The following is a 22,180-nucleotide window of genomic DNA, read 5'->3' on the forward strand; positions in this document are numbered from 1 at the left end:
CTATTTGTTAAATTGAGTTAACATCTAAGCCAGAATAACCATGTCGAAGCGATTACCACCTCTGAATGCATTACGTGTTTTTGATGCAGCCGCACGTCATCTCAGCTTCACTCGGGCAGCCGATGAGCTTTTTGTGACGCAGGCCGCAGTCAGCCATCAAATCAAGTCTCTCGAGGATTTTCTGGGCCTTAAGCTGTTCCGTCGGCGCAATCGTTCGCTGCTGTTAACGGAAGAAGGGCAGAGCTATTTTCAGGATATTAAAGAGATTTTTTCGCAACTGACGGAAGCGACGCGTAAACTGCAGGCGCGCAGCGCCAAAGGGGCATTAACGGTCAGTTTATTGCCAAGTTTCGCCATTCAGTGGCTGGTGCCAAGACTCACAAGCTTTAACTCAGCTTATCCGGGAATCGACGTCAGGATCCAGGCGGTGGACCGTCAGGAGGATAAGCTGGCGGACGATGTCGATGTGGCGATTTTTTACGGCCGCGGCAACTGGCCGGGCCTGCGTGTGGAAAAATTGTACGCCGAGTATCTGCTGCCGGTCTGTTCCCCGCTCTTGCTCACCGGCGACAAAGCATTGAAAACGCCTGCCGATCTGGCGCAACATACCCTGCTTCACGATGCGTCCCGCCGCGACTGGCAAACTTATACCCGTCAGCTTGGTCTAAGCCATATTAATGTGCAGCAGGGGCCGATTTTCAGCCATAGCGCGATGGTGCTGCAGGCGGCCATTCACGGGCAGGGCGTGGCGCTGGCCAACAACGTCATGGCGCAGTCCGAAATTGAAGCCGGTCGTCTGGTGTGTCCGTTTAATGATGTTCTGGTCAGTAAGAATGCGTTTTACCTTGTTTGCCATGACAGTCAGGCAGAACTGGGTAAAATAGCCGCTTTCCGGCAGTGGATCCTGGCGAAAGCGGCAAGTGAACAAGAAAAATTCCGCTTTCGTTATGAACAATAATTACTTGTAGGGTAACAACATGACCAGCCGTTTTATGCTGATATTCGCCGCGATTAGCGGCTTTATCTTTGTGGCTCTGGGCGCCTTTGGCGCGCATGTCTTAAGTCAATCGCTCGGCGCGGCGGAGATGGCCTGGATCCATACCGGCCTGGAGTATCAGGCCTTCCATACCCTGGCGATTTTTGGTCTGGCGGTGGCGATGCAGCGTCGGATCAGTATCTGGTTCTACTGGAGCAGCGTATTTCTGGCGTTAGGGACCGTGCTGTTCAGCGGCAGCCTCTATTGTCTGGCGCTCTCTCATTTACGTCTGTGGGCGTTCGTGACCCCGGTGGGCGGCGTAAGCTTCCTCGCCGGTTGGGTTTTAATGTTAATTGGTGCAATTCGTCTGAAACGTAAGGGCGTTGTTCATGAATAAGGTTGTCCTCTATTGTCGCCCTGGGTTTGAGAAAGAGTGCGCAGCAGAAATTACCGATAAGGCAGCCCGCCTTGAGGTGTTTGGTTTTGCCCGGGTCAAAGAAGACTCTGGCTATGTAATTTTTGAAGGTTATCAGCAGGACGACGGCGAGAAGCTGGTGCGCGATCTGCCGTTCAGCTCGCTAATTTTCGCCCGACAGATGTTTGTGGTCGGCGAACTGCTGCGCGACCTGCCGCCGGAGGATCGCATAACCCCGATCGTCGGCATGCTGCAGGGCGTGGTGGAGAAGGGGGGCGAGCTGCGTGTGGAAGTGGCGGATACCAACGAAAGCAAAGAGCTGATGAAGTTCTGCCGCAAGTTTACGGTGCCGTTACGCGCGGCGCTGCGCGAGGCGGGCGTGCTGACCAACTATGAAACACCAAAGCGACCGGTGGTGCATGTGTTCTTTATCGCACCCGGCTGCTGCTATACCGGCTACTCATACAGCAACAACAACTCACCGTTCTATATGGGCATTCCGCGGCTGAAGTTTCCGTCCGACGCCCCGAGCCGTTCCACCCTCAAGCTGGAAGAGGCGTTCCACGTCTTTATTCCGGCGGACGAGTGGGACGAGCGTCTGGCGAACGGCATGTATGCCGTCGATCTCGGCGCCTGCCCGGGCGGCTGGACCTATCAGCTGGTGAAGCGCAACATGTGGGTCTCTTCGGTCGATAACGGCCCGATGGCCCAGAGCCTGATGGATACCGGCCAGGTGACCTGGCTGCGCGAAGACGGTTTCCGCTATCGTCCGAACCGCAACAACATCTCGTGGATGGTCTGCGATATGGTGGAGAAACCGGCGAAGGTGGCGGCGCTGATGGCGCAGTGGCTGGTCAACGGCTGGTGCCGGGAGACCATCTTCAACCTCAAGCTGCCGATGAAAAAGCGCTATGAAGAGGTGTCGCAGAATCTGGCCTATATTCAGGCCCAGCTGGACGAGCACGGCGTTAACGCCCAGATCCAGGCGCGTCAGCTGTATCACGATCGTGAAGAGGTGACCGTTCACGTGCGCCGCCTGTGGGCCGCCGTCGGCGGACGTCGCGACGAGCGTTAATCCTTCCCCCTCAGGCCGGAGACGCGTGCGCGTCCTCCGGCCTTCCCCTTAAGGCTGCGGCGCATTCGACACAATATGCGTCACGTCATCCAGATGACCAATCCTCGCCTCGCCGGAGCGGTTGAACTTGCTTTTGTCGATCAGCAGCAGCGACTGCGCCGCCCGCTTAAGCAGGATCGATTTGAAGTCGGCATTGAACGCATTGGAGTCCCACAGCGCGCCCTGCGGGTCGATGCCTTCGCAGGAAAAAATAAACAGATCGATCTCCAGCGATTTCAGCTGGGAAATCAGCGCCGGGTTCACGTAGCAGCCATATTTCCGCTGCAGAGTGCCGCCGGAGCAGGTGAGCGTGATCTGGTCGCGTTTGGCCAGCTCCTGGCAGATGGGCTGGCTGTTGGTAAAGACGTGCAGCGGGCGGTCCGGCAGCTGGCGGGCGAGATACCAGCAGGTGGAGCTGGCATCGAGGGCGATCACCATCCCTTCGTCAATCCAGGCCAGCGCTTCGCGGGCGATGTCGGCTTTATGCGCGTAATGGCTTTTCAGGCGCATGTGGAAAGGATCGCCGCTGTCCTGGCTGCGCTGGTGGATCACTTTGGCCCGGCCGTGGTTACGCAGCACTTTGCCCTGCGCCTGCAGCTCGCTCAGATCGCGGCGAATAGTTTCCCTGCTGACGTTGAGCTGTTTTGACAACGTTTCGGTGGTCAGGATGCTGTGGGTGATCAGGAGATCGACGATCGCCTGCTGGCGGGCTGCTTTCATTTATTCTCATCCCATCATTGATTGAGCGTCTGCATCAGGCAGACGCTCCGGCATGAGATTACGGCGTGACTCCTTTTTTTAAAAGGATATTTCCGTACTTAGCGCACTCTCCTGTGATAACGATCGCAAAGGCTTTTTGCGCCCGGTCGTAGAAGGCAAAGCGGTCAATCCGCACGATATCCGGGCAGGGGGCCTGCGCCGATAGCGCCTGCCGATAGCGCTGTTCCACCGTCGGGTCGAGCGCATCGCCTTCGACGGCGGCCATCATCACCACCGGCGGCGCATAGCTGTCTAATTCGAACAGCGGGATAATCGCCTGCAGCAGATCGCTGACTCGCAGGCCATCGGCGCGGATCACCTGCGGCCCCATGCTGTGCGCCGGGAAATGGGCATCGGAAAAAATGATTTCATCCCCATGGCCCATTTCGGCCAGCACTTTCAGCAGTTCCGGCGATATCAGCGGGGAAATGGTTTTGAGCATCTCAGGCTTCCTCTATCAGTTCAGGTTCAGTTTGCGGCCAGAAATAGCGGTAGCGGTACGCGACCTGCGCTCTGGCCTGTTCTGGCGAAGAGAACTCGCCCACGCCATACCAGCCAAACATCGCCGCGCCGGCCACGGTGGTTTCGGCATCGTCGAGGACTTTGATCGGTATCCCGAGTCGGTTGGCCTTGATCTGGTTCCATAGCGCGTTGCGGCTGCCGCCGCCCACCAGCAGCAGCTCTTTCGCCCTGAAGCCGCCGATTTTTTCCAGGGTTTGCAGATGCTGCGCCAGCTGATCGCTTAACCCCTCCAGCGCGGCGCGGTAAAAATGGCCGCGGGTGGTGTTGAGCGTGACGCCCTGCCAGCCGGCGTGCTGGCTGGCGAGCAGGTCGCACTGCATCCTGACGCCCTGGGCGCCGGGCGGGATCGCCTGCGCTTCGTCAATCAGCGTCTGCCATGGGGTGTCAGCGCTCCACAGCAGTTTGCGCACCCACTCGAGCACGCCGGAGGCCAGCCACTGCATCCCCGGGTTATAGCGGCCCGGCTGGCTGTCCAGCTCGCAGGTGGAGCCGCTGTAGTCACAGAGCAGCGAGGTGTCGACCTGCGCGCTGCGCACCATCAGGATCTCCCAGGTCCCGGAGGAGAGCACCGGCTCATCCTGCCCGGCGCCGGCGCCAAACAGAGCGAACTGGGTGTCATGCCCGGCCGAGATAACCGGGATCCCGACGGGGAGGCCCAGCAGCGCAGCGGCCTCCGGCAGCAGGGCGCCGATCGGCTGGCCTGCTTCAACCAGCCGCGGGAACAGGCGGCGCGGCAGGCCGGTCGCCTGCAGGATCGGCGCGCTGAAATCGCGCTGCCGGAGATCGAGCATCTGGCTGGTGCCCGCCATGGTGAGGTCGGTGGTGAACTCCCCGGTCAGCCGATGGTTGATCAGCGATGAAATAAACAGCCAGGCATGGGCCTGCGCCAGCAGCTGCGGGTGGTTCTCTTTCAGCCACACCAGCTTATACAGGGTGTTGAACGCAAACGCGCCGACGCCGGCTATCCGCTGCAGCTGGCGCGCGGGCATATACTGGCTGATTTTCTCCATCACCGCCGCGGTGCGCGGGCATTTCCAGCTGATGATCGGATACAGCAGGGCGCCCTGCTCATCCACCAACGCGCCATCGACGCCAAAGGTCGTGACGGTGATGCCGCGCACCGTGCAGGAGGCCAGCTGGTCATGGATCTGCCGACAGCAGTCGGCAAAGCGCTGCATAATGGCCTCCAGCGACCACTGGTGCCAGTCGCTTTTTTCCGCCGCGATGTCGCTGGCGTTCGCCGTTGCGGCGCGGGCGATAATGTTCCCTTGTCGATCCACGGCCATCGCCCGCACGTTCGTGGCGCCGCAGTCGAGGACCAGGATAACGTCTTGCTTCATAGTGACTCCCGAAACAACATTGCCGGATGGCGCAGCGCTTATCCGGCCTACAGACCGCGCGCGTCTTTAGGCCAGGTAAGCCTGCGCCTCCGGGCGAAACCAACCTGTTAACGCTTATACAGCGGCCCGTAGTTCTGGCAGGCGCGGTAGTCCTGGCCCTCGATATCCATGCCGTGCGCGGCCCAGGCGGAAGGGCGATAGATTTTCGCCTCTTCCACGTTGTGCATGCAGACCGGAATGCGCAGCATGGCGGCGAGGGTAATGAAATCTGCGCCAACGTGGCCGATGGTCAGCACGCCGTGGTTGGCGCCCCAGTTGGCCATCACCGAGTACACATCGCTGAACGGGCCCTTGCCGGTCAGGCGTGGGGCAAACCAGGTGGTGGGCCAGGTGGAGTTGGTGCGGGCGTCGAGCTGGTCGTGCATCGCTTTGGGCAGCGCTACGCTCCAGCCTTCGGCAATTTGCAGCACCGGCCCCAGACCTTTGATGATGTTCACCCGGGTCATGGTGAACGGCACGCCGCCTTCGGTCAGGAAGCGGGAAGAGAAGCCGCCGCCGCGGAAGTATTCGTGGATCGCCGGGCACCATTCGGTCGCCGCGAGGCAGGCATCCGCCTCGCTCTGCTCAATCTCCCAGTGGGGTTTCATCGTCGGATTGCCCTGCGCGTCGCGCTGCTGGCAGGAGCCGTCCAGCGCCGCAGAGCCGGAGTTAATCAGGTGAATGATGCCGTGCTCCGCCCGCCCGGTGAGCGGCTGCCCGGTGACCCGTTCAACGGCATCCGGCGACCAGTAGGTGCGTACGTCGGCAAACACCTGGGCGGTGCCGGTGAGCTGATGGCCCATCAGCATGGCCACGCCGTTGAGGCTGTCGTTTTCGGTAGCGACGACAAACGGTTCGCGCACCCCGTTCCAGTCAAAAGAGCTGTTGAGCAGCGCTTCGGCGGTATCGCCATTGGGGTATTGATCGGTCCAGTGGCGCTGACCCTGGAAACCGGCGGCGATGGCGTTGTAGCCCAGCGACTCCTCCACCAGCCCTTTTTCTGCGAGCTTCGGGTTGCCCTGCATCATGTCGCGGATGCACATCGCCATCAGCAGGCTCTCTTTCAGCACCGCGCGGCTCTGCGTTTCATTGCGCTTATACTGCTCAGCGTTCTGATCTTCGCCGTAGCGGAAGTGTTTATCCGCCCACGCCAGCGCCATCTCCAGCTCGGTTTCATCATAGATTTTTTGATCGATTCGCCGGCGCAGCTCCGTCATGTCGACAGCCTGCACCTTCATGCCGAGCCAGGACTCAAAAAAGTTGTGGTCGACGATAGATCCGGCGATGCCCATTGAGACGCCGCCCAGCGACAGATAGCTTTTCCCTTTCATACTGGCGACAGCCAGGCCGGCGCGAGCGAAGCGCAACAGCTTTTCTTCGACATCCGCTGGGATCGACGTGTCATCGGCATCCTGCACGTCATGTCCGTAGATGGAGAACGCCGGGATCCCTTTCTGGCTATGGGCCGCCAGCGCCGCGGCCAGATAGACCGCCCCCGGACGCTCGGTGCCGTTAAAGCCCCAGATGGCCTTCGGGCGCAGCGGATCCATGTCGATGGTTTCGCTGCCGTAGCACCAGCAGGGGGTGACGGTGATGGTGACGCCGACGTTCTGGCTGCTGAATTTCTCTTCACAGGCGGCCGACTCGGCCATGCCGGCGATGCAGGTATCGGCAATCACGCACTCCACCCGGGCGCCGCAGGCGTGGCGCAGTTTCTCGCTGATAAGCGCGGCGGTGGCTTTCGCCATGTTCATGGTTTGCGCTTCCAGTGACTCGCGGACCCCCATGCGACGACCATCGATTACCGGACGAATACCGATCTTCGGTAAGCTGATTTTTTTCATTACAGATCCCTCAGGTTATGCGGATAACAGGTTTAGTTCGTCGCCGCTTGTGAACGGAAACGGGCAAAAATAAAGATGATGGCGAAGCACAGCGCCGGGACCAGTTCGGCGGTCGGGATATTGCCGGCGGCGTCGCTGACAAAGCCCATCACCGGGGTAACGATCCCGCCGCCGATAATGGTCATGACGATAAATGACGAGCCATATTTGGTGTCCTGGCCCAGATGCTTAATCCCCAGCGAGAAGATGGTCGGGTACTGAATGGACATAAAGGCGCTGCACAGGGTCAGGGCCAGCAAACCGACGTGGCCGCCGCTGAAGGCGGAGAGCAAACAGAGCAGCATGGCGATAAACGCATAGATAGCGAGCACGTTGTGCGGCGCGAAGCGGCGGATAAGCCAGGTGCCGGTAAAACGGCCGATAAAGAAGCAGACCATGGTGGCGGTCAGGTAGTTGGCGGCGAAACCGGCCGTCATGCCCGGGATCTCTTCGATAGCGTAGCGAATCAGGTAGCTCCAGCAGGCGGTTTGCGCGCCGACGTAGCAGAACTGGGCCAGTACCGCCCAGCGCCAGTGGCGGATGCGCATCAGGCGCGTCAGCGAGGCGAAAAAAGTGCTCTGCGCGCTGTCGCTGTGGTCATCGCTTTGCAGGGAGGGGAAGCGGGTGCAGACGATCAGCAGGGCGACCAGCAGGACAATGGCCACGATAATCATATAGGGGGTTTGTACCGACAGGACCAGACTGTGCTTCCAGGCGCTGAGCTGTTCCGGCGTCATTTTATCCAGCACCTCCTGCGGCTGATGCGGGACGTTAGACAAAATAAGACTCTGGCCAAATACCACGGCAATAATGGCGCCGAATGAGTTAAAGGTCTGGGCCAGATTAAGGCGGAAGTGACCGCCGCTTTCCGGACCGAGGACGGTGACAAACGGGTTGGCCGCGGTTTCCAGACAGCCAAGCCCGGCAGCGATAATAAATAATCCAATCAGGAATAAAGTGTAGTTCATCACTTCGGCGGCAGGCCAGAACAGCGCGGCGCCGCAGGCATATAAAAACAGCCCCGTAAGGATGCCGGCTTTGTAGCTGAATTTTTTCATCAACATCCCGGCGGGGATGGGAATAATAAAATAGCCAAAGTAAAAGGCCGATTGAATTAATCCGGCCTGGAAGTTAGTCAGGGTAAAGGCCTGTTGAAATTGCGGTAATAAAATATCATTCAGATTATTTGCCACCGCCCACAGAAAAAAGAGGGAGCACAGCAGAGCGAAAGGAATAATGTAGCTCTTACTCTGCCCGCTCTCCATGGCGCGGTAACTTTGCGTTGGTATCGTTGTGTTTCCCATAGCGTCCTCATCAGTTCAGAAGCATTTACAACAGCATTCAGGGCGCAGTCTGGTGCTGCAGCAGACCGCAAAATTAAGTGAGCTCAGGTGACGCGCCGGTGAGTGAAATGAAAGTCACGGCGGAACTCATGGCTTCATTTTCAAATAAAAACCGCCTGTTAATATGATGATGGTCACACTTAACGTACTGTGGGCCATTTTATGTGATTGTTGTCACTTTAATTTTTCAAAAACGCTGACCGTTTGAGAAAAAAATTCACAAAACCACAACGCTTATGACCGAATGAATATATATTGTGGAAAACGGGCAATTGTTACAAAGAAATAAAATGCCCGCTTGATGAAATATTATTAAGAACGGGCATTTTAATCTCTCTCGTAATGGGTATGGTTGCTTTATTCATGGCGGAATAATTGACGCGGCTCACAAAAAATAATCATGAAAATTCCCCTTTGAATATTCAGGTTGATGATGAAGACCATTATTCACCCTATCCCACGGTAGCCGACGATATTTCTGTTGCCCTGCCGTTGATGGATGATGAGTCACCAAAAGAGGAACGCAATGGAAAGAAACAGACTGGCCCGGCAGATTATCGATACCTGCCTGGAAATGACCCGCCTGGGGTTAAATCAGGGGACCGCCGGCAATGTCAGCGTGCGCTATCAGGGAGGAATGCTGATCACCCCTACCGGTATCCCATATGAAAAGCTGACGGAAGACAAGATCGTCTTTATTGATGCCGACGGCCAGCATGAGCAGGGAAAACTGCCCTCCAGCGAATGGCGTTTTCATCAGGCGGCCTACCAGACGCGACCCGATGCCCAGGCGGTGGTCCACAATCACGCTGTCCATTGTACGGCGGTGTCGATCCTCAACCGGCCCATCCCGGCCATTCACTATATGATCGCCGCGGCCGGCGGGAATTCGATCCCCTGCGCGCCCTATGCCACCTTCGGCACCCGCGAACTGTCTGAGCATGTCGCGGTGGCGCTGAAGCACCGCAAAGCCACGCTGCTGCAGCATCACGGCCTGATCGCCTGCGAGGCCAGCCTGGAGAAAGCGCTCTGGCTGGCGCATGAAGTGGAGGTCCTGGCCCAGCTCTACCTCAGTACGCTGGCGATTACCGACCCGGTCCCGGTGCTGGATGACGAGGCGATCGCCATCGTGCTGGAGAAGTTCAAAACCTACGGATTACGCATTGAAGAGTGATGCCGCAACGCTAACAGGAGAGCCACGATGGCAAACAGAATGATCCTCAATGAAACGGCATGGTTTGGCCGGGGGGCGATAAACGCATTAACCGATGAAGCGGTGCGGCGCGGTTATCGTAAAGCATTGATCGTCACTGACAGCACTCTCGCCCGCTGCGGCGTGGCGGCGAAAGTCACCGACAAACTGGATGCCGCCGGGCTGGCATGGGATATATTCAGCGACGTGATCCCTAACCCGACCATCGCCGTGGTCCAGCAGGGGCGGCAGGCCTTTCAACGCAGCGGGGCGGATTACCTGATCGCCATCGGCGGCGGTTCGCCGCAGGATACCTGTAAGGCGATCGGTATTATTCAGCGTAACCCGGAATTCGCCGATGTCCGTAGCCTCGAGGGGCTGTCGCCCACCCGTCAGCCCAGCGTGCCGATCTTCGCGGTGCCGACCACCGCGGGTACCGCGGCGGAGGTGACGATTAACTATGTCATCACTGATGAAGAACAGCGGCGCAAATTCGTCTGTGTCGACCCGCACGATATTCCGCAGGTGGCCTTTATCGATGCCGATATGATGGACGCTATGCCGCCGGCGCTGAAGGCGGCTACCGGCGTGGACGCCCTGACGCATGCTATCGAAGGGTACCTCACTCGCGGCGCCTGGGCTTTGACCGATGCTCTGCACCTCAAGGCCATCGAGATCATCGCCGGCGCGCTGCGCGGCTCGGTTGCCGGCGACGCCGGCGCGGGGGAAGCTATGGCGCTCGGCCAGTATGTGGCGGGGATGGGATTTTCCAACGTCGGGCTCGGGCTGGTGCACGGCATGGCGCATCCGCTCGGCGCTTTTTACAACACGCCGCACGGCGTGGCGAATGCCATCCTGCTGCCGCACGTGATGCGCTTTAATGCTGAGGCGACCGGGGAAAAATATCGCGACATCGCCCGGGCGATGGGCGTCAGGGTGGAAGCGTTAAGCCTGACCGCCGCGCGCGAGGCGGCAGTAGAGGCGGTCTGCCAGCTTAACCGCGATGTCGGTATTCCCGGCCATCTGCGCGAGGTGGGCGTCAGGAAAGAGGATATTCCGGCGCTGGCCCAGGCGGCGCTGGCGGATGTGTGTACCGGCGGCAACCCGCGCGAGGCGAGCCTGGCGGATATCGTCGGGTTATATCAGGCTGCCTGGTGATTGCCTGGCCCGGGTAAAGCAGGCAGTGCCGGAGGCAGTCACCCTGCACCGGCGCACCTCTTAACGAAGGTCAGCGCGTCAGCCGCAGCTGCTGCAGATTGCCGTCCAGCTGGAGGTCGGTCTGCAGGCGGGCCACCTCCCGGCAGGTGAAGGCCATCTCCTGATGCGCGGCCAGCTTTTTGCGCCACTTCTCCGGGACCTCGGCCAGACGGGCGTACAGCCCCTCCAGGTCCTGAAACTCGTTCAGCAGCTGGGCGGCGCTTTTGGGTCCAATGCCCGCCACGCCCGGCACCTTCGAGCTGCTGATCCCCGCCAGCCCCCAGTAATCCGCCAGCTGCTCCGGGGTGACGCCGAACTCGCTGGCGATGAAGGGGGCGTCCAGCCAGCGCTTCTGAAAGTAGTCGCGGATGCGGATGGTGGGCGACAGCAGCTGGCAGTAGCCTTTGTCGGTGGAGACGATGGTGGCCTGATGGCCCGCCTGGGCCACCTTTACCGCTAGGGTGGCGGCGAGATCGTCCGCTTCGCTGCCCGGCGAGGCCCAGCAGCGGATCCCCCGCTGTTCGAAGGCGGCCCGCAGCGCCGGCATCTCGGCGACCAGCGTCTCCGGCATCGGCGCGCGGCCGGCTTTGTACTCCGGCAGGCGCTGGTGGCGCCAGCCGTGGGCGCGATCCTCATCATCGAACACCGCCACAGCGTGGGTGGGCTGACTGTGGACAATCAGCTGCTCCAGGGCATGCAGGCAGGTATCGACGCAGGGTGAACCCTGCACCGCGTGGATGCGGCGGATTAGATTTAACGCGTCGACGATTAACAGATGAACAGCCACAGATACCCCCTTATTCTCAGCGTCTTTAGGGTAACATCGCCATCAGATCGAGGCTATCTGCGCCTGAACAATCAGGAAGATAACGCGCAAATTTCGCTAACTGACCGCCATCAGCGGTCTGATGACGTCCGGCGCGGGTTCGCCGTACCACACCGCTTCGCGCACCGGGACCGGTTTGGCGATAAGCCCGAGGGCGTAAAAGCGATCGGCGATGGTCTGCTGGGCGCGGATCACCGACAGATCCATCGGCCGCGGGCGATGGCTGCGGCGGGCGAGGGCCATGCTCAGCGACCGGGCGTCGATCCCCAGCTCTGCCGAGAGTAAGCGGGCCGCTTCGCCGCGATGCGAGTCGATAAACTGCCCGGTGTGGGTCAGCTCCGTCAGCAGGCGGCGCATGATATCGCCATGCTGAGCGAGGTAGTCCCGTCGCGAAAGATAAAACTGATGGTTGTTGACCCGGCCTTCGCCGCTGGCGACCACCCGCAGCTCGCCGGTGTGTTCGGCGTCGCTGAGCAGCGGATCCCACATCATCCAGGCGTCAACCGCCAGATAGTCGCTGGCGGTCAGCGGATATTTCGGCGGGGTATAGACCACCCGCACATCGTTCAGACCCAGGCCGGCGTCCTCGAGGATCTGCAGCAGCAGCCAGTGGACATTCGACCCTTTATTGAGGGCGATGCGTTTACCGCGCAGATCGCTGAGCTGGCGAATGTCGCTCTCCTGCGGGACGACCATCGCCACGCTGCGCGGCGCCGGCGGCTCCCACGCCACGTACATCAGTTCGCTATTGCTGGCCTGGGCAAACACCGGCGGCGCTTCTCCGGTGGTGCCGAAGTCGATCTCGTTGCAGGCGAGGGCGTGGAGGAGCTGCGGTCCGGCAGGAAACTCACTCCACAGCACGTTGACGCCGAGGCTGGCGAAGGCGGTTTCCAGGCTCTGACGGGCTTTCAGGATCCCGAGGCTGCCGAAGCGCTGGTAGCCAATGCGCAGTTCGCGATCGGCCCCGGCTGCGTTGGCGAACGCCCGCGGCGGCGCAGGCGGGCGGCGGCGGCTTTTGATCAGCCCGAGGTTAGCGAGCTGGGTGCGCAAGGTATGCCGGCTGATCCCCAACAGCTCGGCCGCCTGGCTCTGGTTATCGTCGCAATGTGCCATGGCGTGGCGAATCAGGGCGCTGGTCACTCGCTGCCACAGCGGCTCGCCGGGAAGCGCCAGCTGGTGGCGAATAAAGTCGTCCAGCTCATGATCGCTCGCCGGCCCCGGGGCGTCGTTGAGCGTCGCCAGGCGCAGCTGGGCAGGACTGATCTCCTCTTCTTTACTGAGCAGCACCGCGTTGTGCAGGGTGTTTTCCAGCTCGCGAATATTGCCCGGCCACGAATAGTCCATCAGCCGGGCCAGTGATTCCGGCGCCAGACGCAGGGTTGGCCGCCCGAGGCGCCGGGCGTAGAGTGATAAAAAGTGGTGCGCCAGCAGCGGGATATCCTGCCGACGCTGGCGCAGCGGCGGCAGCGGCACCACCGCGATATTCAGTCGATAGTAGAGATCCTCGCGAAAGCGGCGCTCGCGGATCGCCTGGGCCAGGTCAACGTGGGTGGCGGCAATCACCCGGACATTCACTTTAATCGCTTTGCGTGAGCCGACGCGGGTAATTTCACGCTCCTGCAGCACTCGCAGCAGCTTGACCTGCAGCGGCAGGCTTAATTCGCCGATCTCGTCCAGCAGCAGCGTCCCCCCTTCCGCGGCTTCAAACCAGCCGGGCTGTCCCTGCTGCGCGCCGGTGAAGGCGCCTTTCTCATGGCCGAACAGTTCAGCTTCGGCGAGGCTCTCGGTCAGCGCGCCGCAGTTAACGGCCAGAAACGGCTGCTGGCGACGGGCGCTGTGATGATGGAGATAGCGGGCCACCACCTCCTTGCCGGTGCCGGTTTCGCCCACGATCAGCACGGTCGCCTCCGTTGGCGCGAGTTTGTCCAGCAGGCTCTGGAAGGCCTTCGACGCCGGGTCGATCAGCGCGGGAGCGGTGGAAGGGGATTCTGGGTTCAGCATAGCGGGCCTCCGATCGTTGACGCTCTGAACTTATCCTGCGGCGGCCGCAGAAACCAGAGGGGGAAGGCCCCCGGCTGTTGCAAATGCGCCAGCGGATGCGCGGTGGCTGCGCGATTTGCAACAGCGCGGCGCGGCGAAGCCGTTTTCAGTGCATTGATTTTAAAAGATTAATTTTTTATTCACCATTGGCATGATTATCGCTAACACCCATATAACCAAATTAAAACATCTCTTCGATAAATATCGGATATGGTTATATAGGAAATAGATAATGACGCAGCAAGCTCCCGACAAGATCAATGTCTTCTGGTTCTTACCTACCCACGGCGATGGCCGTTATCTGGGTACCACCGAGGGTGGACGCCCGGTCGATTTACCTTATCTGCAGCAGGTGGCGCTGGCAGCCGACAGCCTGGGCTACTACGGCGTGCTGATCCCCACCGGTAAAAGCTGTGAAGATTCGTGGCTGGTGGCCTCGGCGCTGGCGCCGTTGACCCGCCGTCTGCGCTATCTGGTGGCGGTCAGGCCGGGCCTGCAGCCGCCAACCCTGGCGGCGCGGATGGCGGCCACCCTCGACCGTTTATCGGAAGGTCGGCTGCTGATCAACGTCGTTACCGGCGGCGACCCGGTGGAAAACAAAGGCGACGGTATCTTCCTCAGCCACAGCGAGCGCTATCAGGTGACCCGCGAATTTCTTGATGTTTACACCCGCCTGCTGCGCGGGGAAAAAGTAGATTATCACGGCGAGCATATTCACGTGGAAGGCGCTGAGGTGTTGTTCCCGCCGGTGCAGGAGAATGGCCCGCCGCTCTATTTCGGCGGCTCTTCTGATGCGGCCATTGATGTGGCGGCCGAGCAGATCGACAGCTATCTGACGTGGGGCGAACCCCCGGAACTGGTGGCGGAGAAGCTGGCGGTGGTGCGCGAGCGCGCCGCGGCCCGCGGACGCACCCTGCAGTACGGCATTCGTCTGCACGTCATTGTGCGCGAAACGGAAGAAGAGGCATGGGCCGCCGCCGACCGGCTGATCGCCCATCTTGACGACGATACCATTGCCCAGGCGCAAAAGATCTTCGCCCGCATGGACTCGGCCGGCCAGGCGCGGATGAGCGCCCTGCATCAGGGATCGCGCGATAATCTGCGCATTGCGCCCAATCTGTGGGCCGGCGTCGGACTGGTGCGCGGCGGCGCGGGTACCGCGCTGGTAGGTAATCCGCAGCAGGTAGCGGAACGCATCCGCGAATATCAGGCGCTCGGCATCAGCAACTTTATCTTCTCCGGCTACCCACATCTGGAAGAAGCGCACCGCTTTGCTGAGCTGGTGATGCCTCTGTTGCCGCTGGAAAACGGGGCCTCGTCGAAGGCGCGTAGCGTGAACACCGGTCCGTTTGGCGAAACCATCGGCGGCGATAAGCGCCCGGTGCGCCAGGTCAGCGCCAGCTGATGGCCCGGAGCGCGACCATGAGACAGCATACCGGAGGAGGGCAGCGATGAGTGCAGAACCGCATATCGTGATTATCGGCGGCGGCTTTAGCGGCGCGGCGGTGGCGATTGAGCTGCTGCGCCTGGCGCCGAACGGGGTGCGCGTGACGCTGCTGGAGCCGCGCCAGTCCCCCGGGGCCGGGGTGGCCTACTCCACCGCGGAGCCGACGCACCGGATTAACGTTCCGGCCGCTCGCATGCAGCTGGCCGGCGACGAAGAGGGCGCCTTCGATCATTGGTACCGCCATCAGCCTGCCTTTACCGTCGATGTGCAGGCGCTGCGCCCGGACGGTTCCGTCTACCCTCAGCGCGGCCAGTTTGGTCGCTATGTGGCGCAGCGTTTTGCCGACGCCGCGGCGTCCAGCGGCGGACGGCTTCGCCACCTGCGCGATCGGGCGCTCGCTTTTCATCAGGGGATGGTGACCACCGACGGCGGCCTGCAGCTTAAGGCCGATCTGCTGGTGCTGGCGATCAGTCATCCACCGCCTTCGCTGCCGACGCAGGCCGAAGCCTGGCGTCATCATCCGGCGCTGATTGCCAACCCGTGGCAGCCCGGCGCGCTCGATGCCATCGCCCCGCACGCCCGGGTGGCGGTGATGGGCACCGGATTAACCATGGCCGATACGGTCGCGACGCTGGACCGGCTGGGCCACCGCGGCAGTATCGTCGCCTTTTCGCGCCATGGCCTGCTGTCGCGCGGCAACCTTAGCGGCGCAGGGGCAACCTGGCCTGGCGACTATCAGCAGGGCAGCCTGCGCCAGCGCCTGCGCCAGATCCGCCTCGACGTCGCGTATGCGGCGCAGCAGGGCCTGAGCTGGCAGGTGGTGCTGGATGCGGTTCGTCAGCAGGGGCAACGGATCTGGCAGGCGCTCAGCGTCGCCGATCGCCAGCGTTTTCTGCGCCATCTGCGCCATTACTGGGATGTCCACCGCTACCGCGTGGCGCCGCAGGTCGCCGAGGTGCTGGAGGCGCGCCAGCGCACGGGCAGTCTGCAGGTGCAGGCGGCCAGGCTACTGTCGATAAGCGGTGAAGGCGAAACGCTGCGTCTGACGCTGGCGCGGCGCGGCGGCGGCGTGCAGACGCTGAGCGTCGATCACCTGATCCTGACCACCGGACCCGCACACCGCGCCCTGACCGACAGCCAGCCATTTTTACAGGACCTCGCCCGCCGCGGCCTGATTCGCGCCGATGCCCTCGGCATGGGCCTGGAGGTGGACAGCCGTTCCCGGGCAGTGGCTGAGCCGCACGTTGAGGCGCTGCCGGTGCTGGTGGCCGGTCCGGCCGCCCGCGGGCGTTTTGGCGAACTGATGGGCCTGCCGCAGGTAGCCGACCATGCCGCTGACGTGGCGGCGCAAGCGTTACTCACGCTCGGGATCCCGCAGGACTCCCGATGTCCTGCGTACTGAATACCTCTCTTTCTTTTCCCTGATTCATTTTGCCGCGTGCGCCCCGGCGACGGGCCGCGCTATGGAGATTGCTATGTCATCACAACGTGAAATTCGTCTTAACGCTTTCGATATGAACTGCGTCGGCCATCAGTCGCCGGGCCTGTGGGCGCATCCCCGGGATCGCTCCTGGCAGTATAAAGATCTGGAGTACTGGGTGGATCTGGCGCGGCTGCTGGAGCGCGGCAAGTTCGACGGGCTGTTTATCGCCGACGTGCTGGGGATCTATGACGTGCTGAACGGCAGCGGCGATGCGGCGATCCGCCAGGCGACGCAGGTTCCGGTCAACGATCCGCTGGCTCTGATCACCCCAATGGCGCTGGTGACGGAGCATCTGGGCTTCGGCCTGACCGCCTCGCTGTCGTTTGAGCATCCTTACCCCTTCGCTCGTCGTCTGTCTACGCTCGATCATCTGACCAAAGGGCGGGTGGGCTGGAATATCGTCACCTCCTATCTGGAGAGCGGGGCGCGCAATATCGGCCAGCAGACCCAGACCGACCATGACACCCGCTATGACTATGCCGATGAGTATTTGCAGGTGATCTACAAACTGCTGGAGGGAAGCTGGGAGGACGGGGCAGTGCTGCGCGACAGAGAGCGGAAGATCTTCAGCGATCCGCGGAAAATCCATCCCATTAACCATCAGGGACAGTTCTTTTCCGTGCCGGGGATCCACCTCTGCGAGCCATCCCCGCAGCGCACGCCGGTGCTGTATCAGGCGGGGGCGTCCAGCCGCGGCAAACAGTTCGCCGCCGGCCATGCCGAATGCGTCTTCGTCGCAGCGCCGTCGAAGGTGCTGCTGAAGAAGACGGTGGCGGATATTCGCCGCCGGGCAGCTGAGGCGGGGCGCGATCCGCACAGCATCCTGATCTTCAACCTGCAGACGGTGATTGTCGGCGACACCGACCGCGAGGCACAGGCGAAGTGGCAGGAATATAAGCAGTACGTCAGCTATGAAGGCGCGCTGGCGCTGCTCTCCGGCTGGACGGGGATCGATTTCGGCCAGTATCAGCCGGATCAGGTGCTGAAGTATCTGCACACCAACGCCATTCAGTCGGCGGTGGAGGCCTTTTCGACCGCTGATCCGAACCGCCAGTGGACGGTGCAGGCCCTGGCCGATTGGGCGGGGATCGGCGGCTTCGGTCCGCTGGTGGTTGGCAGCGCGCAAACCGTGGCGGACGAACTGCAGTCCTGGGTCGAAGAGACGGACGTCGATGGCTTTAACCTCGCCTATGCCGTCACTCACGAAACCTTCCGCGATGTCGTCGAGCTGCTGGTGCCTGAGCTGCAAAAGCGCGGCGTCTTTAAGCAAGAGTACCGCGAGGGGACCCTGCGCGAAAAACTGTTCGGCGGCGGCCCGCGTCTGGCCGCGCCTCACCCGGGCGCCAGCTACCGCCGCGATGCGCGCACGGCGGCATCGGTAGAGGAGAAGGTGACATGATCGCTATTGATGACCTGCATAAAAGTTACCGCACGGCGGATGGCCGGCTCAGCGCGGTGCTGAAAGGGCTGTCGCTGCAGGTGCCTGAGCGCTCCATCACCGCGGTGGTGGGGCCGAGCGGCGCCGGTAAATCAACCCTGGCGCGCTGCATCAGCCTGCTGGAGCAACCGGACAGCGGCAGCATTCGTATCAATGGCAAGGATCTGTCGGCGCTGTCCGGCGAGGCGCTGCGCCGGGAACGGCGGGCGATTGGCACCGTTTTCCAGTCTTCGGCGCTGTTGAGCCGCAGGACCGCCTGGGAGAATGTCGCCCTGCCGCTGGCGTGGCTTGGTGTGGTGGAGCGCGATATCAAGGCGCGGGTTGGCGAGCTGCTGGAGAGCGTCGGCCTGAGCCACAAAGCGGATGCCTGGCCGGCCCAGCTCTCAGGCGGCCAGCGCCAGCGGATCGGCATTGCCCGCGCGCTGGCGCTGCGCCCGTCCGTTCTGCTGGCGGATGAAGCCACCTCCGGCCTCGATCCTCAGGCCACGGCCTCGGTGCTGGCTCTGCTCAAGCGGCTGCGTGATGAGTACCAGCTGGCGATCGTCCTGATTACCCATGAAATGGACGCGGTGCGCACGGCGGCGGATGCGGTGGCGGAGATCCGCGACGGGACGATCGTCCAGTACGGGCGGATCGAAGATCTGCTGGCGCGTCCCGATTCTCTGCTCGGCCAGCAGCTGTTGCCGCTGACGCCGGCGGCAGCTACCCACAGCGATCTGCTGCTGCGTCTGAGCTACCGCTGGGATGTGCCGGTGGCCACCGACTGGATCAGCCGCCTGAGCCAGCAGTGGGCGCTGCAGATCGATCTCCTTGGCGGTCACGTCGAGGTGATTAATGGTCGGCTGGCCGGTCGCCTGCAGGCCGGAGTGCGCTTTCAGGGCGAACGCCTGTCGCCCGCGCGACTGCAGGGCCTGCTGGCGCAGCTCGGCATAACGGCGGAGATCCTCGACAGCGCGCCGTTGCTCAGGGAGGCGGTATGAAACCGACAGTCATCAGTCAGGATACCCCCTGGGGCGAAATCCCTTCGCTGCTGCTCCCCGCCTATGGCGAAACCTGGCTGATGGTGGCCATTGTGATGCTGTTTGTCGTCACGCTGGGAGGACTGGTGGGGGTGGTGTTGTTTAACGCCTCGCCGCGGGGCTTATTTCCGCACGCACTGCTGTACCGGCTGCTGAACTGGGTGGTCAATATGGGACGTTCGCTGCCGTTTCTGGTGCTGATGGCCGCCATTATCCCGTTCACTTACTGGCTGACCGGCACCACGATTGGCATACCCGCCGCGGTCGTGCCGATGATCGCCGCCGGCGTCCCGTTCTTTGGCCGTCTGGTGGAGAACGCGCTGCGCGAGTTGCCGGCGGAGGTCACCGCGGTGGGGGTCGTCTGCGGCGGGTCGCGCTGGCAAATCATTGCCAGCGCGCAGCTCAGTGAAGCCATGCCCGCGCTGGTGGCGGCGGTGACGCTAAACCTGGTCTCGATGATCGAGTATTCGGCTATCGCCGGGACCATCGGCGCCGGCGGCATCGGCTACCTGGCCGTGGTGTACGGCTATCAGCGCTTCGACAACCACATCATGATCGCGACGATCGTTGCCCTGATCGCCACGATCCAGTTGATTCAATTTTTGGGTGACCGTCTGGTCAACCGTTTACGCCACACGCAGGGGAACCTTGTATGACAACAGAGCAATTTGAGTTACGTAAAGCGCGGCGCTGGCCCTGGCTGGCGGCGCTGGCGGTGATTATCCTGCTCGCCATCGCCTTCTGGTGGTGGCGGGGACATACCCAAAGCCAGCAGGTGGTCTTCGGCAGCACGTTAAAAATTCACTACGAGCCGGCGATGGCCGGCGAGCAGCGGATCATTGAGTATATTAATCAGCATATTGCGCCCGATTACGGTCTGAAACTGGAGGCGGTGGGGGTGCAGGATCCGGTCCAGGCTGACCGCGCGGTAGCGGAAGGTCAGTATGCCGGGACGATCTATCAGCATCAGTGGTGGCTTAAACAGGTGGTGGACGCTAACGGCTTTGCGCTGTCGACCACGGTGCCGGTGTTCCAGTGGGCGTTTGGCATCTATTCCGACCGCTACTCGTCGGTACAGGCGTTGCCCAACGGCGCGACCATTGTCGTGCCTGACGATGGCGCCAATCAGGGGCAGGCCCTGTGGCTGCTCCAGCGCATTGGGTTGATCTCGCTCGACCCGGCGGTGGAGCCGCGCACGGCGAAGCTGAAAAATATTGTCGGTAACCCGCATCAGTTTGTCTTTAAAGAGCTGGATCTGCTGACCATGCCGCGGGCGTTAAATTCGGTGGATGCCGCCATCGGCTATGTCTCGCAATTTGACGCCGGGAAAGTGCCGCGTGAGAAAGGCATATTATTCCCGCCGGCGCCGCGCACCTTTGCTTCGCAATTAGTGATTGGTACACCGTATTTATCGCAGGAAAATATCGTCAAATTAAAACAGGCTTTTTCTGATCCGCGGATCCAGACGTGGTTAAAAACCACCGATGACCCGCTGGTAAAAGACGTATTAGTTCCAGTGTCCGCGGAATAAGCGTCCTGCACGACGTCTATTTTCGTTGTTATTTATTTCCCTTGAGGATGCGTGAAAGCGCGTCCTTTTTGTGCTGGTGATATTTATTAACTTATTGATTATATTGATTATTATAGAATGATTTGTTGTTTTGATTCTCGTCGCGCGCGGTCTATAACCGCTGATGACCTGCACAAAATAATAAGGTGAAAAAATGAGTACATTACCAGTGGATAATCCCGGTATCGCTTCGGTACCGGTCAGTAGCGTCGGGGATGTGGCGCGGCTAATTAATTCCGGCAAGGAACAAGCGAAATATGCGCGGATGATTGTCTTCCTCGCGCTGGGGGGCGTTTTTCTCGACGCATATGACTTAACCACGCTCTCCTACGGTATTGATGACGTTGTACGTGAATTTCAGCTCTCACCGCTGCTGACCGGCCTGGTGACTTCGTCCATTATGGTCGGGACTATCGTCGGCAATATTATCGGCGGCTGGCTGACCGATAAATATGGTCGCTATTCGGTTTTTATGGCCGATATGTTCTTTTTCGTGATTTCGGCTATCGCCGCCGGGCTGGCGCCGAACGTCTGGGTGTTGATTGGCGCCCGCTTCCTGATGGGCATCGGCGTTGGCATCGACCTGCCGGTAGCGATGTCCTATCTGGCCGAGTTTTCCCGCTTTGCCGGCAAAGGCAACAAAGCGGCTCGCCTCGCGGCGTGGTGCCCGATGTGGTACGCCGCCTCAACCGTCTGCTTTCTCATTATCTTCGGCCTCTATTTCCTGCTGCCGCAGGAGCATCTTGACTGGCTGTGGCGCGCCTCCCTGCTGTTCGGCGCCGTGCCGGCACTGCTGATTATTGCCGTCCGCAGTCGATTTATGAATGAATCCCCGCTGTGGGCGGCGAACCAGGGCGATCTGACCTCTGCAGTGCGTATTTTACGCGACTCCTGGGGGATCCATGCCCATGAGGTCCCGGCGGCGAAGCCCGCGCCAGCGCCGAAAGTGAGCTTCCGCGTGCTGTTCGAAAAACCCTACCGCGAGCGGACTATCGTCGCCGGGGTGATGAATATCTGTATCTCCTTCGAGTACACGGCGATTGCCTTTTTCCTGCCGTCAATTCTTGCCCAGTTCCTCGGGGCTGGCGTCTTCGAAACTATTTCGGCATCGCTGGGGCTGAACGCCCTGTTTGCTTTTACCGGTGGGCTGCTCGGTATGCATCTGGCGTGGAAATATCCTTCGCGTCATGTGGCGATAGCCGGCTTCGCCCTGCAGTTTGTGGCGCTGATTGTGCTGGCGCTGGTGGGGCAACCGCACGCGACGGCAGGTATCGTGCTGGCTATCGCGATGCTGGGGCTGTGGCTGTTCGCCGAAGGGTTTGGCCCGGGGGCGCAGCTGATGATCTACCCGGCGCTCTCCTATCCTACTGCCATTCGCGCCACCGGGGTCGGTTTCAGCCGGGCACTCTCCGGGATCGGCAGCGCGCTGGCGTTGTTTATTCTGCCGCTGCTGCAGGCCTCCCTCGGCACGCAGATGTTCTGGGTGGTCTCGCTTGCCGCCATTATTCCCATTTTCTTCCTGCTGGCGGTCCGTCATGAACCGACGCGAGAAGATATCGACGCACTTCATGAATAAG

At 61.0% G+C, this 22,180-nt stretch carries 20 protein-coding genes; 13 read left to right on the top strand and 7 right to left on the bottom strand.

Annotation, left to right across the window (positions count from 1 at the left end):
• The first annotated feature begins 40 nt into the window (after positions 1 to 40).
• From gcvA to rlmM, 3 genes are read left to right on the top strand one after another with little or no spacing between them, the layout of a single operon-like run.
• On the top strand, positions 41 to 958 hold the full coding sequence (gene gcvA, locus KB892_RS03580) for a glycine cleavage system transcriptional regulator GcvA (protein WP_002915545.1): 918 nt from the start codon (positions 41 to 43) through the stop codon (positions 956 to 958).
• A 19-nt stretch (positions 959 to 977) separates the two neighbouring features.
• Complete coding sequence (locus KB892_RS03585; RefSeq protein ID WP_002915543.1) at positions 978 to 1,373, top strand: DUF423 domain-containing protein; 396 nt, start codon at positions 978 to 980, stop codon at positions 1,371 to 1,373.
• On the top strand, positions 1,366 to 2,466 hold the full coding sequence (gene rlmM, locus KB892_RS03590; RefSeq protein WP_002915541.1) for a 23S rRNA (cytidine(2498)-2'-O)-methyltransferase RlmM: 1,101 nt from the start codon (positions 1,366 to 1,368) through the stop codon (positions 2,464 to 2,466). Before KB892_RS03585 ends, rlmM begins: the two co-directional genes overlap by 8 nt.
• 48 nt (positions 2,467 to 2,514) lie before the next feature.
• On the opposite strand, the gene fucR is transcribed toward rlmM, so the two are convergent.
• The 5 genes from fucR to fucP all read right to left on the bottom strand — a co-directional run bounded on the left by fucR (position 2,515) and on the right by fucP (position 8,352).
• Positions 2,515 to 3,225 (bottom strand): L-fucose operon activator, encoded by a 711-nt coding sequence (gene fucR, locus KB892_RS03595; RefSeq protein ID WP_062954962.1) that lies wholly within the window; start codon positions 3,223 to 3,225, stop codon positions 2,515 to 2,517.
• Between the two features lie 58 nt (positions 3,226 to 3,283).
• Positions 3,284 to 3,706 carry an L-fucose mutarotase gene (gene fucU / locus KB892_RS03600; protein ID WP_002915538.1) on the bottom strand — a complete coding sequence of 141 codons (423 nt, stop codon included), beginning with the start codon at positions 3,704 to 3,706 and terminating at the stop codon, positions 3,284 to 3,286.
• A 1-nt stretch (position 3,707) separates the two neighbouring features.
• Positions 3,708 to 5,126 carry an L-fuculokinase gene (fucK, locus tag KB892_RS03605; RefSeq protein ID WP_004151082.1) on the bottom strand — a complete coding sequence of 473 codons (1,419 nt, stop codon included), beginning with the start codon at positions 5,124 to 5,126 and terminating at the stop codon, positions 3,708 to 3,710.
• A 107-nt stretch (positions 5,127 to 5,233) separates the two neighbouring features.
• Entirely contained in the window at positions 5,234 to 7,009 is a 1,776-nt protein-coding gene (fucI, locus tag KB892_RS03610; RefSeq protein ID WP_002915510.1) for an L-fucose isomerase, read from the bottom strand.
• A gap of 32 nt (positions 7,010 to 7,041) precedes the next feature.
• On the bottom strand, positions 7,042 to 8,352 hold the full coding sequence (gene fucP / locus KB892_RS03615; protein ID WP_004151076.1) for an L-fucose:H+ symporter permease: 1,311 nt from the start codon (positions 8,350 to 8,352) through the stop codon (positions 7,042 to 7,044).
• Positions 8,353 to 8,917: 565 nt separating this feature from the next.
• Here fucP and fucA point away from each other — a divergent pair.
• Positions 8,918 to 9,565 (top strand): L-fuculose-phosphate aldolase, encoded by a 648-nt coding sequence (fucA, locus tag KB892_RS03620; protein WP_002915470.1) that lies wholly within the window; start codon positions 8,918 to 8,920, stop codon positions 9,563 to 9,565.
• A 27-nt stretch (positions 9,566 to 9,592) separates the two neighbouring features.
• On the top strand, positions 9,593 to 10,741 hold the full coding sequence (fucO, locus tag KB892_RS03625) for a lactaldehyde reductase (protein WP_004151075.1): 1,149 nt from the start codon (positions 9,593 to 9,595) through the stop codon (positions 10,739 to 10,741).
• A 70-nt stretch (positions 10,742 to 10,811) separates the two neighbouring features.
• On the opposite strand, the gene xni is transcribed toward fucO, so the two are convergent.
• Both xni and KB892_RS03635 read right to left on the bottom strand, forming a co-directional pair.
• Positions 10,812 to 11,567, bottom strand: coding sequence for a flap endonuclease Xni (gene xni / locus KB892_RS03630; protein WP_004142871.1), 756 nt, complete (start codon positions 11,565 to 11,567; stop codon positions 10,812 to 10,814).
• Between the two features lie 96 nt (positions 11,568 to 11,663).
• Complete coding sequence (locus KB892_RS03635) at positions 11,664 to 13,607, bottom strand: sigma-54-dependent Fis family transcriptional regulator (protein WP_004151074.1); 1,944 nt, start codon at positions 13,605 to 13,607, stop codon at positions 11,664 to 11,666.
• Positions 13,608 to 13,684: 77 nt separating this feature from the next.
• Here KB892_RS03635 and KB892_RS03640 point away from each other — a divergent pair, with 77 nt between their 5' ends.
• The 8 genes from KB892_RS03640 (at position 13,685) to KB892_RS03675 (ending at position 22,179) form a co-directional block, all read left to right on the top strand.
• Positions 13,685 to 13,801, top strand: a complete 117-nt coding sequence (locus KB892_RS03640; RefSeq protein ID WP_004219275.1) for a hypothetical protein — start codon at positions 13,685 to 13,687, stop codon at positions 13,799 to 13,801.
• 77 nt (positions 13,802 to 13,878) lie between these two features.
• Entirely contained in the window at positions 13,879 to 15,051 is a 1,173-nt protein-coding gene (ssuD, locus tag KB892_RS03645) for an FMNH2-dependent alkanesulfonate monooxygenase (protein WP_002915347.1), read from the top strand.
• Positions 15,052 to 15,097: 46 nt separating this feature from the next.
• On the top strand, positions 15,098 to 16,495 hold the full coding sequence (locus KB892_RS03650; RefSeq protein WP_004151073.1) for an FAD/NAD(P)-binding protein: 1,398 nt from the start codon (positions 15,098 to 15,100) through the stop codon (positions 16,493 to 16,495).
• 73 nt (positions 16,496 to 16,568) lie between these two features.
• Positions 16,569 to 17,975: an LLM class flavin-dependent oxidoreductase gene (locus KB892_RS03655; protein ID WP_002915313.1), complete on the top strand. Its 1,407-nt coding sequence runs from the start codon at positions 16,569 to 16,571 to the stop codon at positions 17,973 to 17,975.
• The gene (locus KB892_RS03660; RefSeq protein WP_004151072.1) at positions 17,972 to 18,994 is read left to right on the top strand and encodes a methionine ABC transporter ATP-binding protein; all 1,023 of its coding nucleotides are present in this window, start codon (positions 17,972 to 17,974) and stop codon (positions 18,992 to 18,994) included. The genes KB892_RS03655 and KB892_RS03660 overlap by 4 nt, the downstream gene beginning before the upstream one ends.
• Entirely contained in the window at positions 18,991 to 19,689 is a 699-nt protein-coding gene (locus tag KB892_RS03665; RefSeq protein ID WP_002915267.1) for a methionine ABC transporter permease, read from the top strand. The genes KB892_RS03660 and KB892_RS03665 overlap by 4 nt, the downstream gene beginning before the upstream one ends.
• Positions 19,686 to 20,564: a MetQ/NlpA family ABC transporter substrate-binding protein gene (locus tag KB892_RS03670; RefSeq protein WP_002915265.1), complete on the top strand. Its 879-nt coding sequence runs from the start codon at positions 19,686 to 19,688 to the stop codon at positions 20,562 to 20,564. The genes KB892_RS03665 and KB892_RS03670 overlap by 4 nt, the downstream gene beginning before the upstream one ends.
• A gap of 193 nt (positions 20,565 to 20,757) precedes the next feature.
• Positions 20,758 to 22,179 (top strand): MFS transporter, encoded by a 1,422-nt coding sequence (locus tag KB892_RS03675; protein ID WP_004151071.1) that lies wholly within the window; start codon positions 20,758 to 20,760, stop codon positions 22,177 to 22,179.
• Position 22,180: the final 1 nt, after the last annotated feature.

It is taken from the genome of Klebsiella sp. P1927 (genome assembly GCF_018204675.1).
Taxonomy (GTDB): Bacteria; Pseudomonadota; Gammaproteobacteria; order Enterobacterales; family Enterobacteriaceae; genus Klebsiella; species Klebsiella pneumoniae.